Origin of the sequence: Paenirhizobium selenitireducens ATCC BAA-1503, from assembly GCF_000518785.1 — a bacterium.
Taxonomy (GTDB): domain Bacteria; phylum Pseudomonadota; class Alphaproteobacteria; order Rhizobiales; family Rhizobiaceae; genus Allorhizobium; species Allorhizobium selenitireducens.
Genome location: NZ_JAEG01000006.1, coordinates 482956 through 500130 on the forward strand (window position 1 = coordinate 482956; position 17175 = coordinate 500130).

Here is a 17175-nt window from a genome sequence, read left to right on the forward strand (position 1 = left end):
AGACACCGCGACGGACAAGCCAGCCGTCCCGGCAACTCCAAATTGATTAAAGAATCGATCCGCTCCTTTTTCCCAAGTTGGGAACAAACCCGTCAACGGAAAGCATGCGTACCTTCCCGATACACCCGAAAATGGTCGCGGATAGCGGCATGCGCGTCACACGCTACCGGTCGGCGACGGGCGTCAAAGATCGACGGCTGCCTTGAGTGCGTTGCGCCTCGCCAGCACGTTCTCCCTCCAGACCGTGAACAGGCCGGCGCCGACGACGATCGCCGCGCCGATGACCATATTGGCCCGCAACACCTCGCCGAAGACCAGGACGGCAATGCCCGAGGCCAGCACAAGTTGGAGATAGGTGATCGGCTGGACCGCGACCGCATCGAGATTGTCATAGGCCTTGATCAGCAGATAGTGCCCGGCAATGCCGGTGCAGCAGAGCAGGATCATCCATTTCCAGTCGGCAGCCGAAATCTCGGTCCAGAAGAACGGCCCGGCAATCGAGAGCGCCACCGCACCCACCGTGCCGATATAGAAGAAGCTCGTCATCGGCCCGTCCACGCGGCTCACCAGCCGCGTCATCAATCCGTAGAGAGCGCCGATCACCGCGGTCGAGATCGGCAGGATCACCAGCGGGCTGAACTGGTCGCCGCTCGGCGACAGGATCAGCAACACCCCGCACAGGCCGACCCCGATGGCGGTCCAGCGCCGCCAGCCGACCTTTTCTCCGAGGATCGGCACCGACAGCAGCGCGACGATCAGCGGCCCGGAGGCGAAGATCGCCTGCGACTGGGCAAGCCCGACCTTGGCAAAAGCGGTGATGGCGATCGGGATCTGCACCGCCAGCAGCAGTCCGCGGGCGATCTGCAGCACCGGGCGTTTGGTCGCGACCGCCGCCCTCAGCCCGCCGCGCGCCCGCATGGCGAACAGGATGGCGAAGATTGCAAAGGCCCAATAGCGGAACATCGCCACCAGCACCGGCGGATAGGCCATGCCGAGATGCTTGGACACTGCGTCCTGCACCGAGAATATGGTGAAGGCGATGATGGCGAAGGCATAGCCGAGCGGCGTGGATTTCATGAAACCGGCTGACCTGGGACGGGCGGAAACGGGAGCGCCACGAGGGAAAGCGGCGAATCGATCGTATACGTCTCTTGGCATTTGCAAAGTCGGAACTTTTGCACACCTGCCCTGCGGCAGACGAAGCCGAACGCCGACATGCTACACGGCCCTTCCTGCCGCTTGCCCTTGCGCCGCCCGCCATGCTCTAACGGCGCCATGGCCTTCACGCTTCGCCAGTTGCAGTATTTCATCGCCGTCGCCGAGCAGGGTTCGGTGACGCGGGCGGCGCAGAACCTGTCGATCTCGCAATCCTCCGTGACCGAGGCGATCAAGGAACTGGAGGGCGATCTCGGCGTCGAACTGTTCGAGCGCCATCCGCGCGGCCTGTCGATCACCCATAACGGCCACCAGTTCCTGCGCCATGCCACGAAGATCCTGGCGACCGTCTCCGATGCGCGCAACGCCTTTTCCGAGACGCAGGAGAACACCGGCGGCACGCTCAATATCGGCGTCACCTCGCTGGTCGCCGGCTACGTGCTCTCCGACCTGCTCGCCCGCTATCGCCGCGCCTGTCCCGGCGTCGAAGTCTCGGCCATCGAGGACAACGGCTCCTATCTCGAGCACCTGCTGATCGGCGGCGAACTCGATGTCGCCGTCATGGTCATCTCCAACCTGCGCGACCGCATGGCGCTGCAGGCCGAGATCCTTGAGACCTCGCCCTACCGGTTGTGGCTGCCCATGGGTCACCCGCTCGTCTCCGCCGACATCATCTCGATCGCCGACATCGCCCGCGAACCGCTGATCATGCTGACCGTCGACGAAATCGAGGAAAACACAGGCAAGCTGCTTTCGGCGCTGGGTGCCCGTCCGCATGTCGCCTTCCGCACCCGCTCCGTGGAAGCAGTGCGCAGCCTGGTGGCGACCGGCGCAGGCGTGGCGCTCCTGCCCGACCTCGTCTACCGCCCGTGGTCGCTGGAAGGCGACCGCATCGAAAGCCGCGACGTCTCCGGCGCCCTCCCCGTCGTCCAGGTCGGCATGGTCTGGCGCAAGGGCTCAAGCCTGCCCCAATCCGCCCGCGACTTCGTCGGCATCGCGGAAGCGCTCAGAAGCGGGCGGGGACGTTAAATCTCATATTCTTGGTGGACTCCCTCTCTGGCCTGCCGGCCATCTCCCCCACAAGGGGGGAGAACACGCGTGGGACAGTTCTGCCCTGAACCTGCCGCAGCTTTCGCGGAAAAGCCCCTCCCCCTTGTGGGGAGGGGTTGGGGAGGGGTCTTCATCCCTCACCATTCGGAAAAACCGATAGCGTCTTTCTGACAAATGAATTTGCGAATGCGGCGGTTTCGCGTCACCTTCATCCTCGGGAACAAGCGCCGCGACAAGGCGGCCCCCAACCGGGAGAAATCGCTATGAAAAAGTTATTGCAGTCGTGCACCGCGATCATTGCCGTTGCCAGCTTCGCCACCAATGCCGTCGCCCAGGAACCGCTGAAGGAACTCGGCAAGGGTGAAGGCGCGCTCTCCATCGTCGCCTGGGCCGGCTATATCGAGCGCGGCGAGACCGACAAGAATTACGACTGGGTCACCAAGTTCGAAGCCGACACCGGCTGCAAGGTCACAGTCAAGACCGCCGCGACCTCGGACGAAATGGTCGCCCTGATGAACGAAGGCGGCTTCGACCTCGTCACCGCCTCGGGCGACGCATCGCTCCGCCTCGTCGCCGGCAAGCGCGTCCAGCCGATCAACACCGACCTCATCCCCTCGTGGAAGACCATCGACGAGCGCCTGCAGAACGCCCCCTGGCACACCAAGGACGGCGTCCACTACGGCACGCCTTACGTCTGGGGCCCGAACGTGCTGATGTACAACACCGAAGCCTTCAAGGAAGCACCGACCAGCTGGAAGGTCGTCTTCGAGGAAATGACGCTCGCCGACGGCAAGTCCAACAAGGGCCGCGTCCAGGCCTATGACGGCCCGATCTATGTCGCCGACGCCGCCCTCTACCTGATGAAGCACAAGCCGGAACTCGGCATCAAGGATCCCTACGAGCTGAACGAGGACCAGTACAAGGCCGCCCTCGATCTGCTGCGCGTCCAGCGTACGCTGGTCGGCCGCTACTGGCACGACGCCATGATCCAGATCGACGACTTCAAGAACGAAGGCGTCGTGGCTTCCGGTTCCTGGCCGTTCCAGGTCAACCTGATGAAGGCCGAGGGCGCCAAGATCGCCTCCACCTTCCCGGAAGAAGGCGTCACCGGCTGGGCCGACACCACCATGCTGCACGCCGACAGCGAGCACCCGAACTGCGCCTATATGTGGATGGAGCATTCGCTCTCGCCCAAGGTCCAGGGCGACGTCTCCGCATGGTTCGGCACCGTCCCCTCGGTTCCTGCCGCCTGCAAGGGCAATGAACTGCTGACCGACGAAGGCTGCACGACCAACGGCTACGACAACTTCGAGAAGATCAGCTTCTGGAAGACGCCGACCTCGAAGTGCGAAAGCCAGGGCGAATGCGTGCCGTACCACCGCTGGGTGTCTGACTACATCGGCGTCATCGGCGGACGCTAAAATCCCCTTCTCCCCAGCGGGGAGAAGGTGCCCGAAGGGCGGATGAGGGGGCCGAGCGTTCCGCCCCCTCATCGCCTCGCATTCGCTCGGCACTTCTCCCCGCTGGGGAGAAGAGGTCGACGCGTCGAGGTAATCCAAAACCATCCGGAGTATCCATGACCGCAGCCGTTGAATTCACGCAGGTGTCGCGCCATTTCGGCGCCGTCAAAGCCGTCGATGCCGTCGACCTGAAAATCGCGCCCGGCGAGTTCTTCGCCATGCTCGGACCGTCCGGCTCCGGCAAGACAACGTGCCTGCGCCTGATTGCCGGCTTCGAACAGCCGACCTCCGGCCATATCGAAATCTTCGGCGAAACGGCCGAGGGCGTGCCGCCCTATCGCCGCCACGTCAACACGGTGTTCCAGGACTATGCCCTGTTTCCGCATCTCGACATCCTGAACAACGTCGCCTATGGGCTGATGGTCAAGGGCGTCGACAAATCCGAACGGCTGCAGCTTGCCGAACAGGCGCTCGACCTCGTCAAGCTGCCGGGCTACGGCGCGCGCAAGCCCGGCCAGCTCTCCGGCGGCCAGCGCCAGCGCGTGGCGCTGGCCCGCGCGCTCGTCAACAAGCCGAAGGTGCTGCTCCTCGACGAACCGCTCGGCGCGCTTGACCTCAAGCTGCGCGAGCAGATGCAGGAGGAGCTGAAGACCCTGCAGCGCTCGCTCGGCATCACCTTCATCTTCGTCACCCATGACCAGGGCGAGGCCCTGTCCATGGCCGACCGCGTCGCCGTATTCAACGACGGCAAGATCGTTCAGGCCGGCACGCCGGAAGAAATCTACAATCATCCGAAGACCCGCTTCGTCGCCGATTTCGTCGGCTCCTCCAATGTGATTTCGCCCGCCGACATGAAAAAGCTCGGCGGCGAGGCGAAATGGGCGAGCCTGCGCCCGGAAGCCATCCGCCTTCTCCCGAGCGGCGGCATAACGGCGACCGTCCGCTCGCACAGCTTCCTCGGTGCCGCCACCCGCGTCACCGTCGGGGCCGGCAATATCGTCCTGTCGGTCATGGTGCCGGCCGGCCAGTCGGTGCCGGATATCGGCGCCGCGACCGGCCTTTCCTGGCAGCCCTCAGACCTGCACTACATGGACGACGCGGCATGAGCGAGGTCGCCACCACATCGATCCTGCCGGGACGCGGCGGCGTCATGGGGCGCCTGTCGGACCTGTTCTGGCGCCGCCCCAATCTTTTGCTCCTGCTGATGCTGGTCCCGCCGGTGCTGTGGCTCGGCATCATCTATATCGGCTCGCTGATCGCGCTCCTGCTGCAGAGCTTCTTCTCGATTGACGAATTCTCCGGGATGATCAATTACGAGCTGACGCTTTCAACCTATGGGCAGCTGCTCAACCCGGCCAATTTCGACATCATCCTCCGCACCGTGCTGATGGCCGCCGTCGTCACGCTCGCCTCCGCCGTGCTCGCCTTTCCGATTGCCTACTACGCCGCGCGCTACGCTACCGGCAAATGGAAGGCCTTCTTCTATCTCGGCGTCATGCTGCCGCTCTGGTCGAGCTATCTGGTCAAGGTCTATGCCTGGAAGCTGATCCTCGCCAAGGAAGGCATCCTCACCTGGATCTTCGCGCAACTGCACCTGACCTGGCTGCTCGATGCCATCCTGGCGATCCCGGTGATCGGCGGCAATTCGCTGTCGATCAGCTATATCGGCACCTTCCTGGTCTTCGTCTATGTCTGGCTGCCCTTCATGATCCTGCCGGTCCAGGCCGCACTCGAGCGTGTGCCCGGCAATCTGATCGAGGCCTCGGGCGATCTCGGCGCCCGGCCGAACCAGACCTTCCGCCACGTGCTTCTGCCGCTGGCGCTGCCCGGCCTTATCGCCGGCTCGATCTTCACCTTCTCGCTGACGCTCGGCGACTACATCATCCCGCAGATCGTCGGCTCCTCGCGCCTGTTCATCGGCCAGGCCGTCTATGCCCAGCAGGGCACGGCCGGCAATGTGCCGCTCGCCGCCGCCTTCTCGGTCGTGCCGATCGTCATCATGGGCGTCTATCTGTGGGCTGCCAAACGCATGGGGGCTTTCGATGCGCTCTGAACGTTCCGCGGCCGGTTGGCCACTGAAGCTTGCAGCAGCGGGCGGACTTCTGTTCCTGCACCTGCCGATCCTGCTGATCTTCGTCTACGCCTTCACCACGGAAGAGAAGAGCTTCCAGTGGCCGCCACCGGGCTTGACCACCAAGTGGTTCGCCGTGACCTGGAACCGGCCGGATGTCTGGGAAGCGCTGACGCTTTCGGTCAAGGTCGCATCGATCGCCACCGCGGTCGCGCTGCTGCTCGGCACGCTGGCCGCGGCCGCCGTGTCGCGCACGAAATTCTTCGGCCGCGAGGTGATCTCGCTGCTGGTCATCCTGCCGATCGCGCTTCCCGGCATCATCACCGGCATCGCGCTGCGCTCGGCCTTTTCGCTCGCCGACATTCCGTTTTCGATGTGGACGATCATCCTCGGTCACGCGACCTTCTGCGTCGTCGTCGTTTACAACAACGCGGTCGCCCGATTCCGGCGCACCTCGGGTTCGCTGATCGAGGCGTCGATGGATCTCGGCGCCGACGGCTTCCAGACCTTCCGCTACGTGGTGCTGCCGAATATCGCGACAGCCCTTCTCGCCGGCGGCATGCTCGCCTTCGCGCTGTCCTTCGACGAGGTCATCGTCACGACCTTTACCGCCGGCCAGCAGTCGACCCTGCCGATCTGGATGCTCGAAGAACTGATCCGCCCGCGCCAGCGCCCGGTCACCAACGTGGTCGCCATGCTGGTGGTGATCGTCACGCTCCTGCCGATCCTCGCCGCCTATTACCTGACCCGCGATACGGACCAGATTTCCGGCAGCGGCAAATAACATCAAAGACAACTCAATCAGTTGAGGGAGAACCACATGGACACGCAAATGCTGATCGGCTCGAAGTTCGAGGCCGGCACCGAAACCGAGGAAAAGGTCCTCAACCCGAAGACCGGCGAGACCATTCTCGCCCTGCCCGAGGCTTCGCTTGCCCAGGTGGACGCCGCCGTCGATGCCGCCGAAAAAGCCTTCGACAGCTGGTCCGCCACCACCCCGGCGCAGCGGTCCGCCTATCTCTTGAAGATCGCCGACGCAATCGAGCAGGATGCCGCCGGCTTTGCCACGCTGGAAAGCCTCAACTGCGGCAAGCCGATCAATGCCGTTCTGAATGACGAAATCCCGGCCATCGTCGATTGCTGGCGCTTCTTCGCCGGCGCGATCCGCTCGCTGCATGCGCCGGTCGCCGGCGAATACCTGCCCGGCCACACCTCGATGATCCGCCGCGATCCGGTCGGCATCGTCGGCTCGATCGCGCCGTGGAACTATCCGCTGATGATGATGGCCTGGAAGCTGGCGCCGGCGATCGCCGGCGGCAACACGGTCGTCTTCAAGCCGTCCGAACAGACCCCGCTGACCGCCCTGAAGCTGGCCAAGCTGCTCGCCGACATCCTGCCGGAAGGCGTGGTCAACGTCGTGCTCGGCCGCGGCGAAAGCGTCGGCAATGCCATCATCAACCATGCCAAGGTCAACATGGTGTCGATCACCGGCGACATCGCCACCGGCAAGAAGGTGCTGGCGGCTGCTGCCAAGTCGGTCAAGCGCACCCATCTGGAACTCGGTGGCAAGGCCCCGGTCATCGTCTATGACGATGCCGACCTCGAAGCCGTCGTCGCCGGCATCCGCACCTTCGGCTTCTACAATGCCGGCCAGGACTGCACCGCCGCCTGCCGCATCTACGCTTCCGACAAGATCTACGACAAGTTCGTCGCCGACCTCGCCTCAGCCGTCTCGACCCTGAAGTTCAACCAGGCCGACGACACCGAAAACGAGATCGGCCCGCTGATCTCCAGGCGCCAGCGCGACCGTGTCGAAAGCTTCGTCACCCGCGCCTCCGAGCACAGCCACATGGAGGTCGTCACCGGCGGCAAGGTGTCTGGCGAAAAGGGCTTCTTCTACGCCCCGACCGTCATTGCCGGGGCCCTGCAGGACGACGAGATCGTGCGCCGCGAAGTGTTCGGCCCGGTCGTCTCGGTCACCCGCTTCTCGGAAACCGACGATGCGATCGCCTGGGCGAACGACAGCGACTACGGCCTTGCCTCCTCGGTCTGGACCAAGGACATCTCCCGCGCCATGAAGACCGCCGCGCGGCTCCGCTACGGCTGCACCTGGATCAACACCCACTTCATGCTGTGCAACGAGATGCCGCATGGCGGCCTGAAACAGTCGGGCTACGGCAAGGACATGTCGGTCTACGCGCTGGAGGACTACACCGCCGTCCGCCACGTGATGATTGCGCACTGAGGAACGGTCGCGGATAGGAGACAAAACCGGCGTGGCGAACCGCCACGCGCGAGCCTGCTGAAGGATTCCGCCGGCATTGCCGCCGGTGGTTTGCCGGAAAAGACGCCCCTCTTTTGTGAATCCCTCTTCTCCCCATCGGGGAGAAGTGCCGAGCGCCCTTCGACAGGCTCAGGACGAGGCGGGATGGTACAGCGAGAGTGGCCAGAGCTTCGCTCCCCATCATCCGGCGCTGCGCGCCACCTTCTCCCCGATGGGGAGAAGCGGTGACGACACCGCTTGCACCCCACTGGCGCCCCCCCCATTCCAAAGCCTGAAGGCTGGGACAAATCCCGTCGACATCCGGCCGCCCGCCCGTAGCGCCAGTGTCGATCGCACAGCCAAGGCGCCCATCCGGTACGCACCGCTTGCCCCGCACGCGACAGCCCCCGTTTACCTTCGCCTGAGATAATCTGGCGACATAACGACCGCTGTACTATCCTCGCCGCAAATCATGGAGAACCGCATGCGCCGCATCCTGCCCGTCCTGATCGCCCTGGCGACGCTGTCCTGGCCCGCCGTCGCGCCCGCGCAGGAACCGCTGGTCATCCCGGCGCCGAACCTCGGCGGCAATCCGTCCGACGATGCGGCGATCTGGCATGTCTACGGGCTGATCCCCGGCGATGTTCTGAACATCCGCTCCGGCGCCGGCCCGGCCTTCCGGGTGATCGGCGCGCTGCAGGAGGGCCAGCCGGTGCGCAATCTCGGCTGCCGCGAACGCGATGGCGGCTTCTGGTGCCGGATTTCCACCTATGAGCGGCCGAGCATCAGCGGCTGGGTCAATGGTCGCTACATCACCGACGAGTGGGTGCCGCCGGCCGGCGCGCTGCCTGAGGACGACGAGGACCGCGTCATTCCGGGAACCGCCTATCACGCCACCGGCACGATCCGCTGCCAGATGCCGGGCGACGCGCGCATCGGCGCCTGCGCCTTCGGCATCGTCCGCAACGGCCCCTTCGCCGAGATCGACCTGACCTTCCCCGACGGCTACACCCGAGCGCTGACCTACCGCGCCGGCCGATTTTCCGCCAAGGACGGCGCAGAGGTCCGCAGCCACAAACAGGGCGGCGTCGCCGTCGTCACCGTCAACGGCGAAGAGACGTTCCACATTCCCGACGATGTCGTGATGGGGTGGTGAACTGCGACGGGAATCGTATGGGTAAGCCAACCTGAAAGACCGCTGAAAACACCCCCCTCTGCCCTGCCGGGCATCTCCCCCTCAAGGGGGGAGATCGGCAGAACGCCACTCCCTCACCCGGCATCAATAATCGTAAAGGGCCACAGGTCGTGCGCGCGCCAGAGAGCCGTCAGCACTGCGGAAGATGTCAGAATGCGAGACGGCAGCACCGGAAAACGGCAGTGTGTACCGTCAGATGCTGCTGCCGTCTATGCCGTGAGCTGTTGTGGGCTTTATCGTCAGCAGTCACAGACGAGGGTGCCAAAGTGATGGGGGCTGAGCGTTCACCACGCATCAATCTCCCCCCTTGAGGGGGAGATGCCCGGCAGGGCAGAGGGGGGTATCCGCACGCCCCTCCAATCAGAAAGACCGACGCTTAAGCCGCCAGCGCCTTGGCGATCTGGGCGCGCAGGGTGCCGAGGTCCTTGGCGAAGCCGCGAATGCCTTCGGCGAGCTTTTCGGTCGCCATGGCATCTTCGTTCATCGCCCAGCGGAAGGCCTTCTCGTCGAGCGAGACACGCGGCTCGGCCTTGACGCTTTCCGGCGAGAGCAGTCGCGGCAGGTCGCCGGTCGCGGCGTCGAGTTCGTCGAGCAACTGCGGGCTGATCGTCAGGCGGTCGCAGCCGGCCAGTGCCTCGATCTCGCCGGCATTGCGGAACGAGGCGCCCATGACGATCGTCTCGATGCCGTTCGACTTGTAGTAGTTGTAGATCGAGCGCACCGAGAGCACGCCCGGATCGGTCTCGGACGTGTAGTTCTCGCCTGTCGACTTCTTGTACCAGTCGAGGATACGGCCGACGAAGGGCGAGATGAGGAACACGTTGGCGTCGGCGCAGGCGATCGCCTGGGCCTTGGAGAAGAGAAGCGTCAGGTTGCAGTCGATGCCTTCGCCCTGCAGCACTTCCGCCGCGCGGATGCCTTCCCAGGTCGAGGCGAGCTTGATCAGGATGCGGTCGCGCTCGATGCCGCGCTCCTTGTAGGCGGCGATGATCCCATGCGCCTTGGAGATCGACGCCTTGGTGTCGAAGGACAGGTCGGCATCGACTTCGGTCGAGACGCGGCCGGGCACGAGGCCGGCCAGCGCTGCGCCGACCGAAACCGCCAGCCGATCGGCGATGGCCTCGACCACGGCCTCGTCGGCACCACCCTTGGCCTTGCCCCAGGTGATCGCTTCCTTGAAGGCGTCAGCAAAGGCGTCGGTCCCGAGCGCCTTCAGAACGATCGAGGGATTGGTCGTGCAGTCCACCGGCTTCAGGCGCGCGACGGCCTCGATGTCACCGGTATCGGCGACCACGGTGGTCATGGCGCGAAGCTGTTCGAGTTTGGAGGTCATGATCGTTATCCCTGTTCTTCGAAGCGGCCCGGTTGTGGAAGGGTCGGGGCCGAAAAATTCGTGCCGACTATCACCAGCGGAAGATGGCAAAGTCAAGAATGCGGGAAAACGATTCTAATCGATTAATAGATCCATCGGCATCGACGCTCAGCCGCAGATTTTCCCCGCCTCCCAGCCAAGCATGGCGCGCTTGCGCGTCAGACCCCAGTGATAGCCGGTTAGCGCCCCGCTCTTGCCAAGCGCCCGGTGGCACGGCACGACGAACGAAATCGGATTGCGGCCGACCGCCGCACCGACCGCCCGGCTCGCCGTCGGCTGGCCGATCCTGGCGGCGATGTCGGAATAGGTGACCGCCTTGCCGAGCGGGATTTCAAGCAAGCTCTCCCAAACCCGGACCTGGAAATCCGTGCCGATCAGCACGACGCGCAGCGGCTGCTCTCCGGACCATTTCTCGGGGTCGAAGATCCGGCCCGCATAAGGCGCGGTCGCGGCCTGATCGGCCACGTAGTTGGCCTGCGGCCAGCGCTCGGCCATATCGTCGAAGCAGGCGGCCTCGCCGCCCGGATCGGCAAAGGCAAGACCCGCCAGACCCCGCTCGGTCACCATCACCAGCGCCAGCCCGAACGGCGACGGGTGAAAGCCGTAGCGGATGGTGAGCCCGGCCCCGCGCGCCTTCCATTCACCCGGCGACATGGCCTCATGCGTGACGAAAAGATCGTGCAGCCGGCCCGGCCCCGACAGGCCGAGCTCGATCGAGGTTTCCAGCAGCGGCATGCCTTCCCGGCCGAGCAGCCGCTTGGCATGGTCGAGCGTCACCGCCTGCAGGAAACCCTTCGGCGTGAGACCCGCCCAGCGGGTGAAGGTCTTCTGCAGTTGGTTCGGCGACTGCCCGAGCCGCGCCGCCATCACCTCCAGCGACGGCTGCGCCTGATAGTCGAGCGTCAGCATCTCGATCACCCGGCGCACGGTCTCGTAGTCCGAGCCCTCGGGCGTGATGTCGGTGGTCGTCGAAAGGTCGATCTGTTGAGCAAGGGTCATGGCTTAATCCTCATCTATGACCCGACTTCACCACGCGCAAGGCCGACGCGCCACCCGTTTCTTGCGGGACGAGCGAAGTCATCCGTCTGCGCAAGCCAGCCCCCTCTGCCCTGCCGGGCATCTCCCCCACAAGGGGGAGAACACAGCGCGGATATCGCTCGGCCTAATCATCCGCCATGCAGACAGAAGCCCAAGATGGAGTTTCAAGGTCGCCGCCCGCACGAAGCAGTTCTCGCTTCTTTGCAAGCGTATGCATGTGGCAGGCGGGTGCTCCAAATTGCTCTCCCCCCTTGTGGGGGAGATGCCCGGCAGGGCAGAGGGGGGTATCCCCCTACGAAGCGCTCAAATCCGCTGCTTGGCCGTCGCCAGCGCGCCCTTGAAGGCCCGGGCAAAGCTCTCCCGGTCGTCAGGGTTGAGAAACGAGCCGACATCGGTGCGCTGCCCCTGCCCCGCCACCTGCATCGATACGATGCCGATCTCGTCGTGGCGCTTGACGAAGAAGCGCGCCCAGAAGGGATTGAAGCGATGTTCGGTCAGACGGCCGGACGGCGAGAATTTCAGGATCGCGAGATCGGTGCGCGAGACATAGACCTCCTCGCGCGCCCGGCCCGACCGATAGTTGAGCCAGAAGGCGCCGTAGAGCAGCAGGAAGTCGAGACCGAAGAACAGGCCGATCGGCCAGGCGCCGGTGGCCATGAAGAACGCGGCATGCACGGCGCAGACCGCGCCGGTGATCATCAGCAGGAGGCGGAAACCCTTTCGGCCGAGCGAACGATAGGGCACGAGTTCGGCAGCGAATATCGGCTGCTCCGCGACGGGGTTCACATTGCCTTTGGTCATTGGGGCCGACTATAGATTGTCCATGACGAGTCCGATGAAGAAATCCAGCACCGAAACCTTGAAAAAGTCAAATCCCGGAAGCGTGAAGCGCAAGCCCGCGGCCCGTTCGGCCTATTCGAAGGCCGAGATCGAGGAGATCTTCCGCCGCTTCTCGATCCAGCGCCCGGAACCCAAGGGCGAACTGGAACACGTCAATCCGTTCACCCTTGTGGTCGCCGTCGCGCTGTCGGCCCAGGCGACCGATGCCGGCGTCAACAAGGCGACGCGCGCCCTGTTCAAGGTCGCCGACACGCCGCAGAAGATGCTCGACCTCGGCGAGGAGAAGGTTCGCGACTATATCAAGACGATCGGCCTTTATCGCAACAAGGCGAAGAACGTCATCGCCCTGTCGCAGCGCCTGGTCGACGTCTATGGCGGCGAGGTGCCGAAGACCCGCGAGGAGCTGGTGACGCTGCCCGGCGTTGGCCGCAAGACCGCCAATGTCGTCCTGTCCATGGCCTTCGGCATTCCGACCATGGCAGTGGACACGCATATCCTGCGCATTGCCAACCGCATCCGCCTCGCCCCCGCCAAGACGCCGGACGAGATCGAGGACAAGCTCATGCGGATCGTGCCCAAGCACTGGCTGTTCCACGCCCATCATTGGCTGATCCTGCACGGGCGCTACTGCTGCAAGGCGCGCAAGCCGGAATGCGAACGCTGCGTCATCGCCGACATCTGCAAATCGCCGGAAAAGACCTGCGACGTGCCGGCCCCCCTGGTGGAACTCCCGCCGCAACTCTTCGGCCCGACACCCTAGAGCATTTCCGGCGAAAACGGCGTCGCCTTAGATGCTCTATGTCTTTGTTTTCACGCAGTTCCGGACGCAAAACCGCTTCGCACTTTTGCTGGAACTGCTCTAGACAGCCACCACGTCCCGCTTCGACAGCATCTTGTGCAGATGCACCATCAGGCCCGCGGCAAACAGCGGGGTCAGCAGGTTGAGGATCGGGATCGCCAGGAAGCCGGAGATCACCAGACCAGCGGCGAAGACCGTGCCGGAATGGCGCGAGCGGAATAGCCGCGCCTCGTCGGGCGAACGGAAGCGCATGGCGGCGAATTCGAAGAATTCCCGGCCGAGCAGGTAGCCGTTGACGAGGAAGAAGGCGACGATGTTGATCCCCGGCACGAGCAACAGCATCAAGGCGATGATATTGCCGACGAGCACGATGCCGAAGAACTTCAGCGAGGACAGGATCGCCGCGCCGATCGGCATGGCCGTGCCCGGCCGATCGGTAGGATAATCGCGTTTCTCGATCACTTCGGCCACGTCGTCGAGAAAGAGACCGGCAATGATTGCCGTGACGGAGGAGAGGAGCAGAGCCAGCGCCAGCGCCAGGCCGATGCTGGCGAAAATGCCGAAAATGAAGCTCAGCCATCCGGCCCATTCCGGCATGCCGGGGATCAGTGCATCGACCCACGGCATGGCATAGGCGACGAAGGTCTCGCGCAACGCGAACCATAGCCCCGCCAGCACCAGCAGCGTCAGGCCGATAACCTTCCAGAAGACCGACCGGGTCTCTGGCGCGAAGAGATTGCGCAGGGCAAGTCCTGCGGCGTCAAGGATCATCCGGAGCCTCCATCGATGTCACACCCGATGTAGGATGCATCGGCCCGACGGACAAGGTCGCGGCTGCTCCACATCACCCAGCGGAAGAGCCTCCCGAACTGCTGCTGCAGCGCAAAAAGGTTTTCTACGACAGTGGTTCCAGTTCAGAACCAATCGATGATTGCGTCATAAAAATATACCCGCGCAACCAGATCGGGTTTTGCTTGCGCCGCAGAGCAACGATCCTTGCCAATATTAGAGCTCGGACGTATACATGACGACTTCCGCTACTCTCGATTTTGAAATTCGCTTCCGTCACGACGGAAAATGGTTTCCGCCGTCAGCGCGCCGAGGAGTACACCATGCCAACGACATTGATCTTAAGTGAGGCAGGCAGCTACACAATCGAGGATGATGGTACGCCCGGCAATGCGACCTCGGTTGTCACGAGAGACAGCGACGGCTCGGTGGTGGCGGTGATCGCGCACCCGGCGGACTCGCTGATCATCAAAGCCTCCGTACCCGGTGTGAACATCACGCTCGACATCACCGACTCGCTCGGGAACGGCAGCTTGCAGGTCGGCGACCTGGCGGATCCGGGCCAATCCCCGGACTCGATCGTGGTCGACAGCATCACGACAAACACCAGCGTCACACTCGTCGCGAACGGCAGCATTACCGAGGGAGGCTCGGACGCCGCGGCTGACATACAGGCCGCGACGATCGTGATGAGCGCCGGAACGGGGATCGGCACGCCCGGCAATGCCATCGAAACCCAGACGTCCGTGATCGAGGCGGAGACGAATACGGGCGGCATCGCCATAGGCAATGTCGGAACGGTCCAGATCGGTGGACTGACCGACAGCGTCTCCGGCCTCAGCGTCGCGACCTCCGGTGACCTGGACTTCACCAACCTCGGCACGATCACCCTCACCGACACGACCGGCCTCGAATCTGTCCACGGCGGCGCGACCTCAGGAGACGTGAACCTCACGGCCATCGGCTTCGATTCCGACATCACGTCCACCGTTAACCGGGACGCGATCTCCGCCCCGGGCGGAAACATCACGCTGACCGCCGGCCGCGACATTTCGTTCGGGACGGCCGGGGCCGATTTCGACAACGACGTGCGCGCCAATGGCACTCTCACGTTGGAGGCCGGTCGCGACGTCCTGATCAGCGGCTTTGCCGACATGGTCGCGGACAGCCAAACGGGCTCGACCGGCGGAAATCTCGTTGTCAATGTCGGGCGAAACATCAGCATCCTTGACGATACCGGCACCGACGGCGGCCTTGCTACGTTTGGAACCGGTTCGATTATTCTCACCACAGGCCCCAACGGGCTGCTCAATCTGGAGACCCCCTTCTCGTCTACGGTCTCCTCGGGCGGCAACGTCGTCGTCAATGCGGACCGAATGACGATCGCCGCATCCTCCGGCATCACCGCGGCGGGCGATGTCATCCTGCGCCCGCTGACCGACGGGCGGGCCATCATCCTGGGCAGCGCGTCAGATGTGGCCGCCGCCCTCGAGCTTTCGGACGCCGAGCTGGATCGCATCGTCACCTCCGGCACACTGACGATCGGTGGCGACAATGCCGGATCGATCCTCGTCAGCGCTCTCATATCCCCGGCAAGCGTGCCCAATGTGACCCTGCGCAGCGGTGGGTCCGTCAATTTCGATGCAGGATTCACCATCTCCGGCTTGCTGACGATCCGGGCAGGTGACGACCTCTTCCAGCTTGGCGGCTCCGTGATCACCGCCAGCGACGTCAACGCTTTCCTCGACCTGGCCGGCGATGACGGAAACCAGGGGGGCTTCGTCAACGTACTCGGCACCATTACCGCGACGACCCGGACGTTCACGGGCAATGGCGATGCGGATACGCTGCTGGGCAGCGCCAATGACGATGTGCTCAACGGCCGCGGCGGCAGCGACACCATGCGCGGCCGGGCGGGCAACGATATCTACATCGTCGATTCGATCGCCGACCAGGTCATCGAGGGCGTCGGCGAAGGGACCGACACGGTTCAGGCCGCCGTCAGCTGGACTCTCGGGGACAATGTCGAGAACCTCACCATGCTCGGCACAGGCAATATCAACGGCATCGGCAATGCGCTCGCCAATATCATCACCGGCAATTCGGGAAACAACATTCTCGATGGCGCGGGCGGTACCGACACCCTCAACGGCGGGCTCGGGAACGACACCTACACGCTGGCTGACGGCGACGACACCGTCACCGACACCGGCGGGATCGATACGATCACGTCGACGATCACCCGTTCGCTCGCCGCCCTTGCGACGATAGAACGCCTGACGCTTCTCGGCGCCGGCAACATCAACGCCACCGGCAACGACCTCGCCAACCTGCTGACGGGAAACAGCGGCAACAATGTGCTCAACGGCCGCGCCGGCGCCGACACCATGGCGGGGCTGGCCGGCAACGACACCTACATCGTCGATTCGCTTGCCGACGTCGTCGTCGAAACCGTCGGCAACGGCACAGATACCGTGCAGACGGCCGTCAGCTTGACCCTCGGCGACAATTTCGAGAACCTGACATTGCTCGGCGCCGGCAATCTCAACGGCACCGGCAATGGCCTGGCCAACATCATGACCGGCAATTCGGGCAACAACATCCTCAACGGCCGCGGCGGTGCCGACACCATGACGGGGCTGGCGGGCAACGACACCTACATTGTCGATTCCGTTGCCGATGTGGTCGCCGAGGCCGTGGGCCAGGGGACCGACACCGTGCAGGCAGCGGTCAACTGGACGCTCGGGGACAATATCGAAAACCTGACCTTGCTCGGCGTCGGCAACATCAATGGCGTCGGCAATGCGCTCAACAACCTGCTGACCGGCAATAGCGGCAACAACATTCTCAATGGCGCAGGCGGCAACGACACCATCAACGGCGGCGCGGGGGTCGACAGGCTCTTCGGCAATGTCGGCAATGACACGCTGACCGGCGGGACCGGCGCAGACACCTTCGTCTTCCAATCAACCCCGAATGCCGCAACCAATGTCGATACGATCACCGACTTTTCGGTGGCTGACGACACGATTTCGCTGGAAAACAGCGTTTTCACCACGATCGGCGCGGTCGGCGTGCTCGCGGCCGCGGCCTTCGTGCGCAACACCACCGGCCTCGCCCAGGATGCAAGCGACCGCATCATC

14 protein-coding genes are annotated in these 17175 nt (G+C 64.0%); 9 read left to right on the forward strand and 5 right to left on the reverse strand.

Translation table 11 applies throughout. The features are described 5' to 3' along the window. Window positions 1-183 precede the first annotated feature (183 nt). Window positions 184-1077 carry a DMT family transporter gene (locus L867_RS0109645; RefSeq protein WP_028736691.1) on the reverse strand — a complete coding sequence of 298 codons (894 nt, stop codon included), beginning with the start codon at window positions 1075-1077 and terminating at the stop codon, window positions 184-186. Window positions 1078-1275: 198 nt separating this feature from the next. On the opposite strand from L867_RS0109645, the gene L867_RS0109650 reads away from it, so the two are divergent. From L867_RS0109650 to L867_RS26390, 7 genes are all read left to right on the forward strand, one after another. Then, a complete protein-coding gene (locus L867_RS0109650; RefSeq protein ID WP_028736692.1) occupies window positions 1276-2184 on the forward strand; it encodes a LysR family transcriptional regulator in 909 nt (302 codons plus the stop codon). 284 nt (window positions 2185-2468) lie between these two features. Further along, on the forward strand, window positions 2469-3626 hold the full coding sequence (locus L867_RS0109660) for an ABC transporter substrate-binding protein (RefSeq protein ID WP_028736693.1): 1158 nt from the start codon (window positions 2469-2471) through the stop codon (window positions 3624-3626). A gap of 155 nt (window positions 3627-3781) precedes the next feature. Then, entirely contained in the window at window positions 3782-4771 is a 990-nt protein-coding gene (locus L867_RS0109665; protein WP_028736694.1) for an ABC transporter ATP-binding protein, read from the forward strand. After that, window positions 4768-5718 carry an ABC transporter permease gene (locus tag L867_RS0109670; protein ID WP_028736695.1) on the forward strand — a complete coding sequence of 317 codons (951 nt, stop codon included), beginning with the start codon at window positions 4768-4770 and terminating at the stop codon, window positions 5716-5718. The genes L867_RS0109665 and L867_RS0109670 overlap by 4 nt, the downstream gene beginning before the upstream one ends. Beyond that, window positions 5708-6520 carry an ABC transporter permease gene (locus L867_RS0109675; protein WP_028736696.1) on the forward strand — a complete coding sequence of 271 codons (813 nt, stop codon included), beginning with the start codon at window positions 5708-5710 and terminating at the stop codon, window positions 6518-6520. Before L867_RS0109670 ends, L867_RS0109675 begins: the two co-directional genes overlap by 11 nt. A gap of 36 nt (window positions 6521-6556) precedes the next feature. Beyond that, a complete protein-coding gene (locus tag L867_RS0109680; RefSeq protein ID WP_028736697.1) occupies window positions 6557-7981 on the forward strand; it encodes a gamma-aminobutyraldehyde dehydrogenase in 1425 nt (474 codons plus the stop codon). 502 nt (window positions 7982-8483) lie between these two features. Beyond that, window positions 8484-9155, forward strand: coding sequence for an SH3 domain-containing protein (locus L867_RS26390; RefSeq protein ID WP_051438902.1), 672 nt, complete (start codon window positions 8484-8486; stop codon window positions 9153-9155). Between the two features lie 415 nt (window positions 9156-9570). On the opposite strand, the gene tal is transcribed toward L867_RS26390, so the two are convergent. From tal to L867_RS0109700, 3 genes are all read right to left on the reverse strand, one after another. Beyond that, the gene (gene tal, locus L867_RS0109690) at window positions 9571-10527 is read right to left on the reverse strand and encodes a transaldolase (RefSeq protein ID WP_028736698.1); all 957 of its coding nucleotides are present in this window, start codon (window positions 10525-10527) and stop codon (window positions 9571-9573) included. 147 nt (window positions 10528-10674) lie between these two features. Continuing rightward, window positions 10675-11565 (reverse strand): methylated-DNA--[protein]-cysteine S-methyltransferase, encoded by an 891-nt coding sequence (locus tag L867_RS0109695; protein WP_051438903.1) that lies wholly within the window; start codon window positions 11563-11565, stop codon window positions 10675-10677. A gap of 342 nt (window positions 11566-11907) precedes the next feature. Beyond that, window positions 11908-12405 (reverse strand): DUF2244 domain-containing protein, encoded by a 498-nt coding sequence (locus tag L867_RS0109700; RefSeq protein WP_028736700.1) that lies wholly within the window; start codon window positions 12403-12405, stop codon window positions 11908-11910. Window positions 12406-12427: 22 nt separating this feature from the next. Here L867_RS0109700 and nth point away from each other — a divergent pair, with 22 nt between their 5' ends. Continuing rightward, window positions 12428-13204, forward strand: coding sequence for an endonuclease III (gene nth, locus L867_RS0109705; protein ID WP_028736701.1), 777 nt, complete (start codon window positions 12428-12430; stop codon window positions 13202-13204). A gap of 99 nt (window positions 13205-13303) precedes the next feature. Here nth and L867_RS0109710 read toward each other — a convergent pair whose 3' ends face one another. Then, window positions 13304-14014: a sulfate transporter family protein gene (locus tag L867_RS0109710; protein WP_028736702.1), complete on the reverse strand. Its 711-nt coding sequence runs from the start codon at window positions 14012-14014 to the stop codon at window positions 13304-13306. Between the two features lie 341 nt (window positions 14015-14355). On the opposite strand from L867_RS0109710, the gene L867_RS26395 reads away from it, so the two are divergent. Continuing rightward, the coding region (locus L867_RS26395) for a beta strand repeat-containing protein (protein ID WP_051438904.1) at window positions 14356-17175 on the forward strand (2820 nt) is incomplete at its 3' end.

What these genes read in the sequence shown, in the direction of transcription:
- L867_RS0109660 (WP_028736693.1), top strand. Translation starts at nt 2,469, where the DNA reads ATGAAAAAGTTATTGCAGTCGTGCACCGCGATCATTGCCGTTGCCAGC.
- tal (WP_028736698.1), bottom strand. Translation starts at nt 10,527, where the DNA reads ATGACCTCCAAACTCGAACAGCTTCGCGCCATGACCACCGTGGTCGCC.
- L867_RS0109675 (WP_028736696.1), top strand. Translation starts at nt 5,708, where the DNA reads ATGCGCTCTGAACGTTCCGCGGCCGGTTGGCCACTGAAGCTTGCAGCA.
- L867_RS26390 (WP_051438902.1), top strand. Translation starts at nt 8,484, where the DNA reads ATGCGCCGCATCCTGCCCGTCCTGATCGCCCTGGCGACGCTGTCCTGG.
- L867_RS0109710 (WP_028736702.1), bottom strand. Translation starts at nt 14,014, where the DNA reads ATGATCCTTGACGCCGCAGGACTTGCCCTGCGCAATCTCTTCGCGCCA.
- L867_RS0109650 (WP_028736692.1), top strand. Translation starts at nt 1,276, where the DNA reads ATGGCCTTCACGCTTCGCCAGTTGCAGTATTTCATCGCCGTCGCCGAG.
- L867_RS0109700 (WP_028736700.1), bottom strand. Translation starts at nt 12,405, where the DNA reads ATGACCAAAGGCAATGTGAACCCCGTCGCGGAGCAGCCGATATTCGCT.
- L867_RS0109680 (WP_028736697.1), top strand. Translation starts at nt 6,557, where the DNA reads ATGGACACGCAAATGCTGATCGGCTCGAAGTTCGAGGCCGGCACCGAA.
- L867_RS0109695 (WP_051438903.1), bottom strand. Translation starts at nt 11,565, where the DNA reads ATGACCCTTGCTCAACAGATCGACCTTTCGACGACCACCGACATCACG.
- L867_RS0109665 (WP_028736694.1), top strand. Translation starts at nt 3,782, where the DNA reads ATGACCGCAGCCGTTGAATTCACGCAGGTGTCGCGCCATTTCGGCGCC.
- L867_RS0109645 (WP_028736691.1), bottom strand. Translation starts at nt 1,077, where the DNA reads ATGAAATCCACGCCGCTCGGCTATGCCTTCGCCATCATCGCCTTCACC.
- L867_RS0109670 (WP_028736695.1), top strand. Translation starts at nt 4,768, where the DNA reads ATGAGCGAGGTCGCCACCACATCGATCCTGCCGGGACGCGGCGGCGTC.
- nth (WP_028736701.1), top strand. Translation starts at nt 12,428, where the DNA reads ATGACGAGTCCGATGAAGAAATCCAGCACCGAAACCTTGAAAAAGTCA.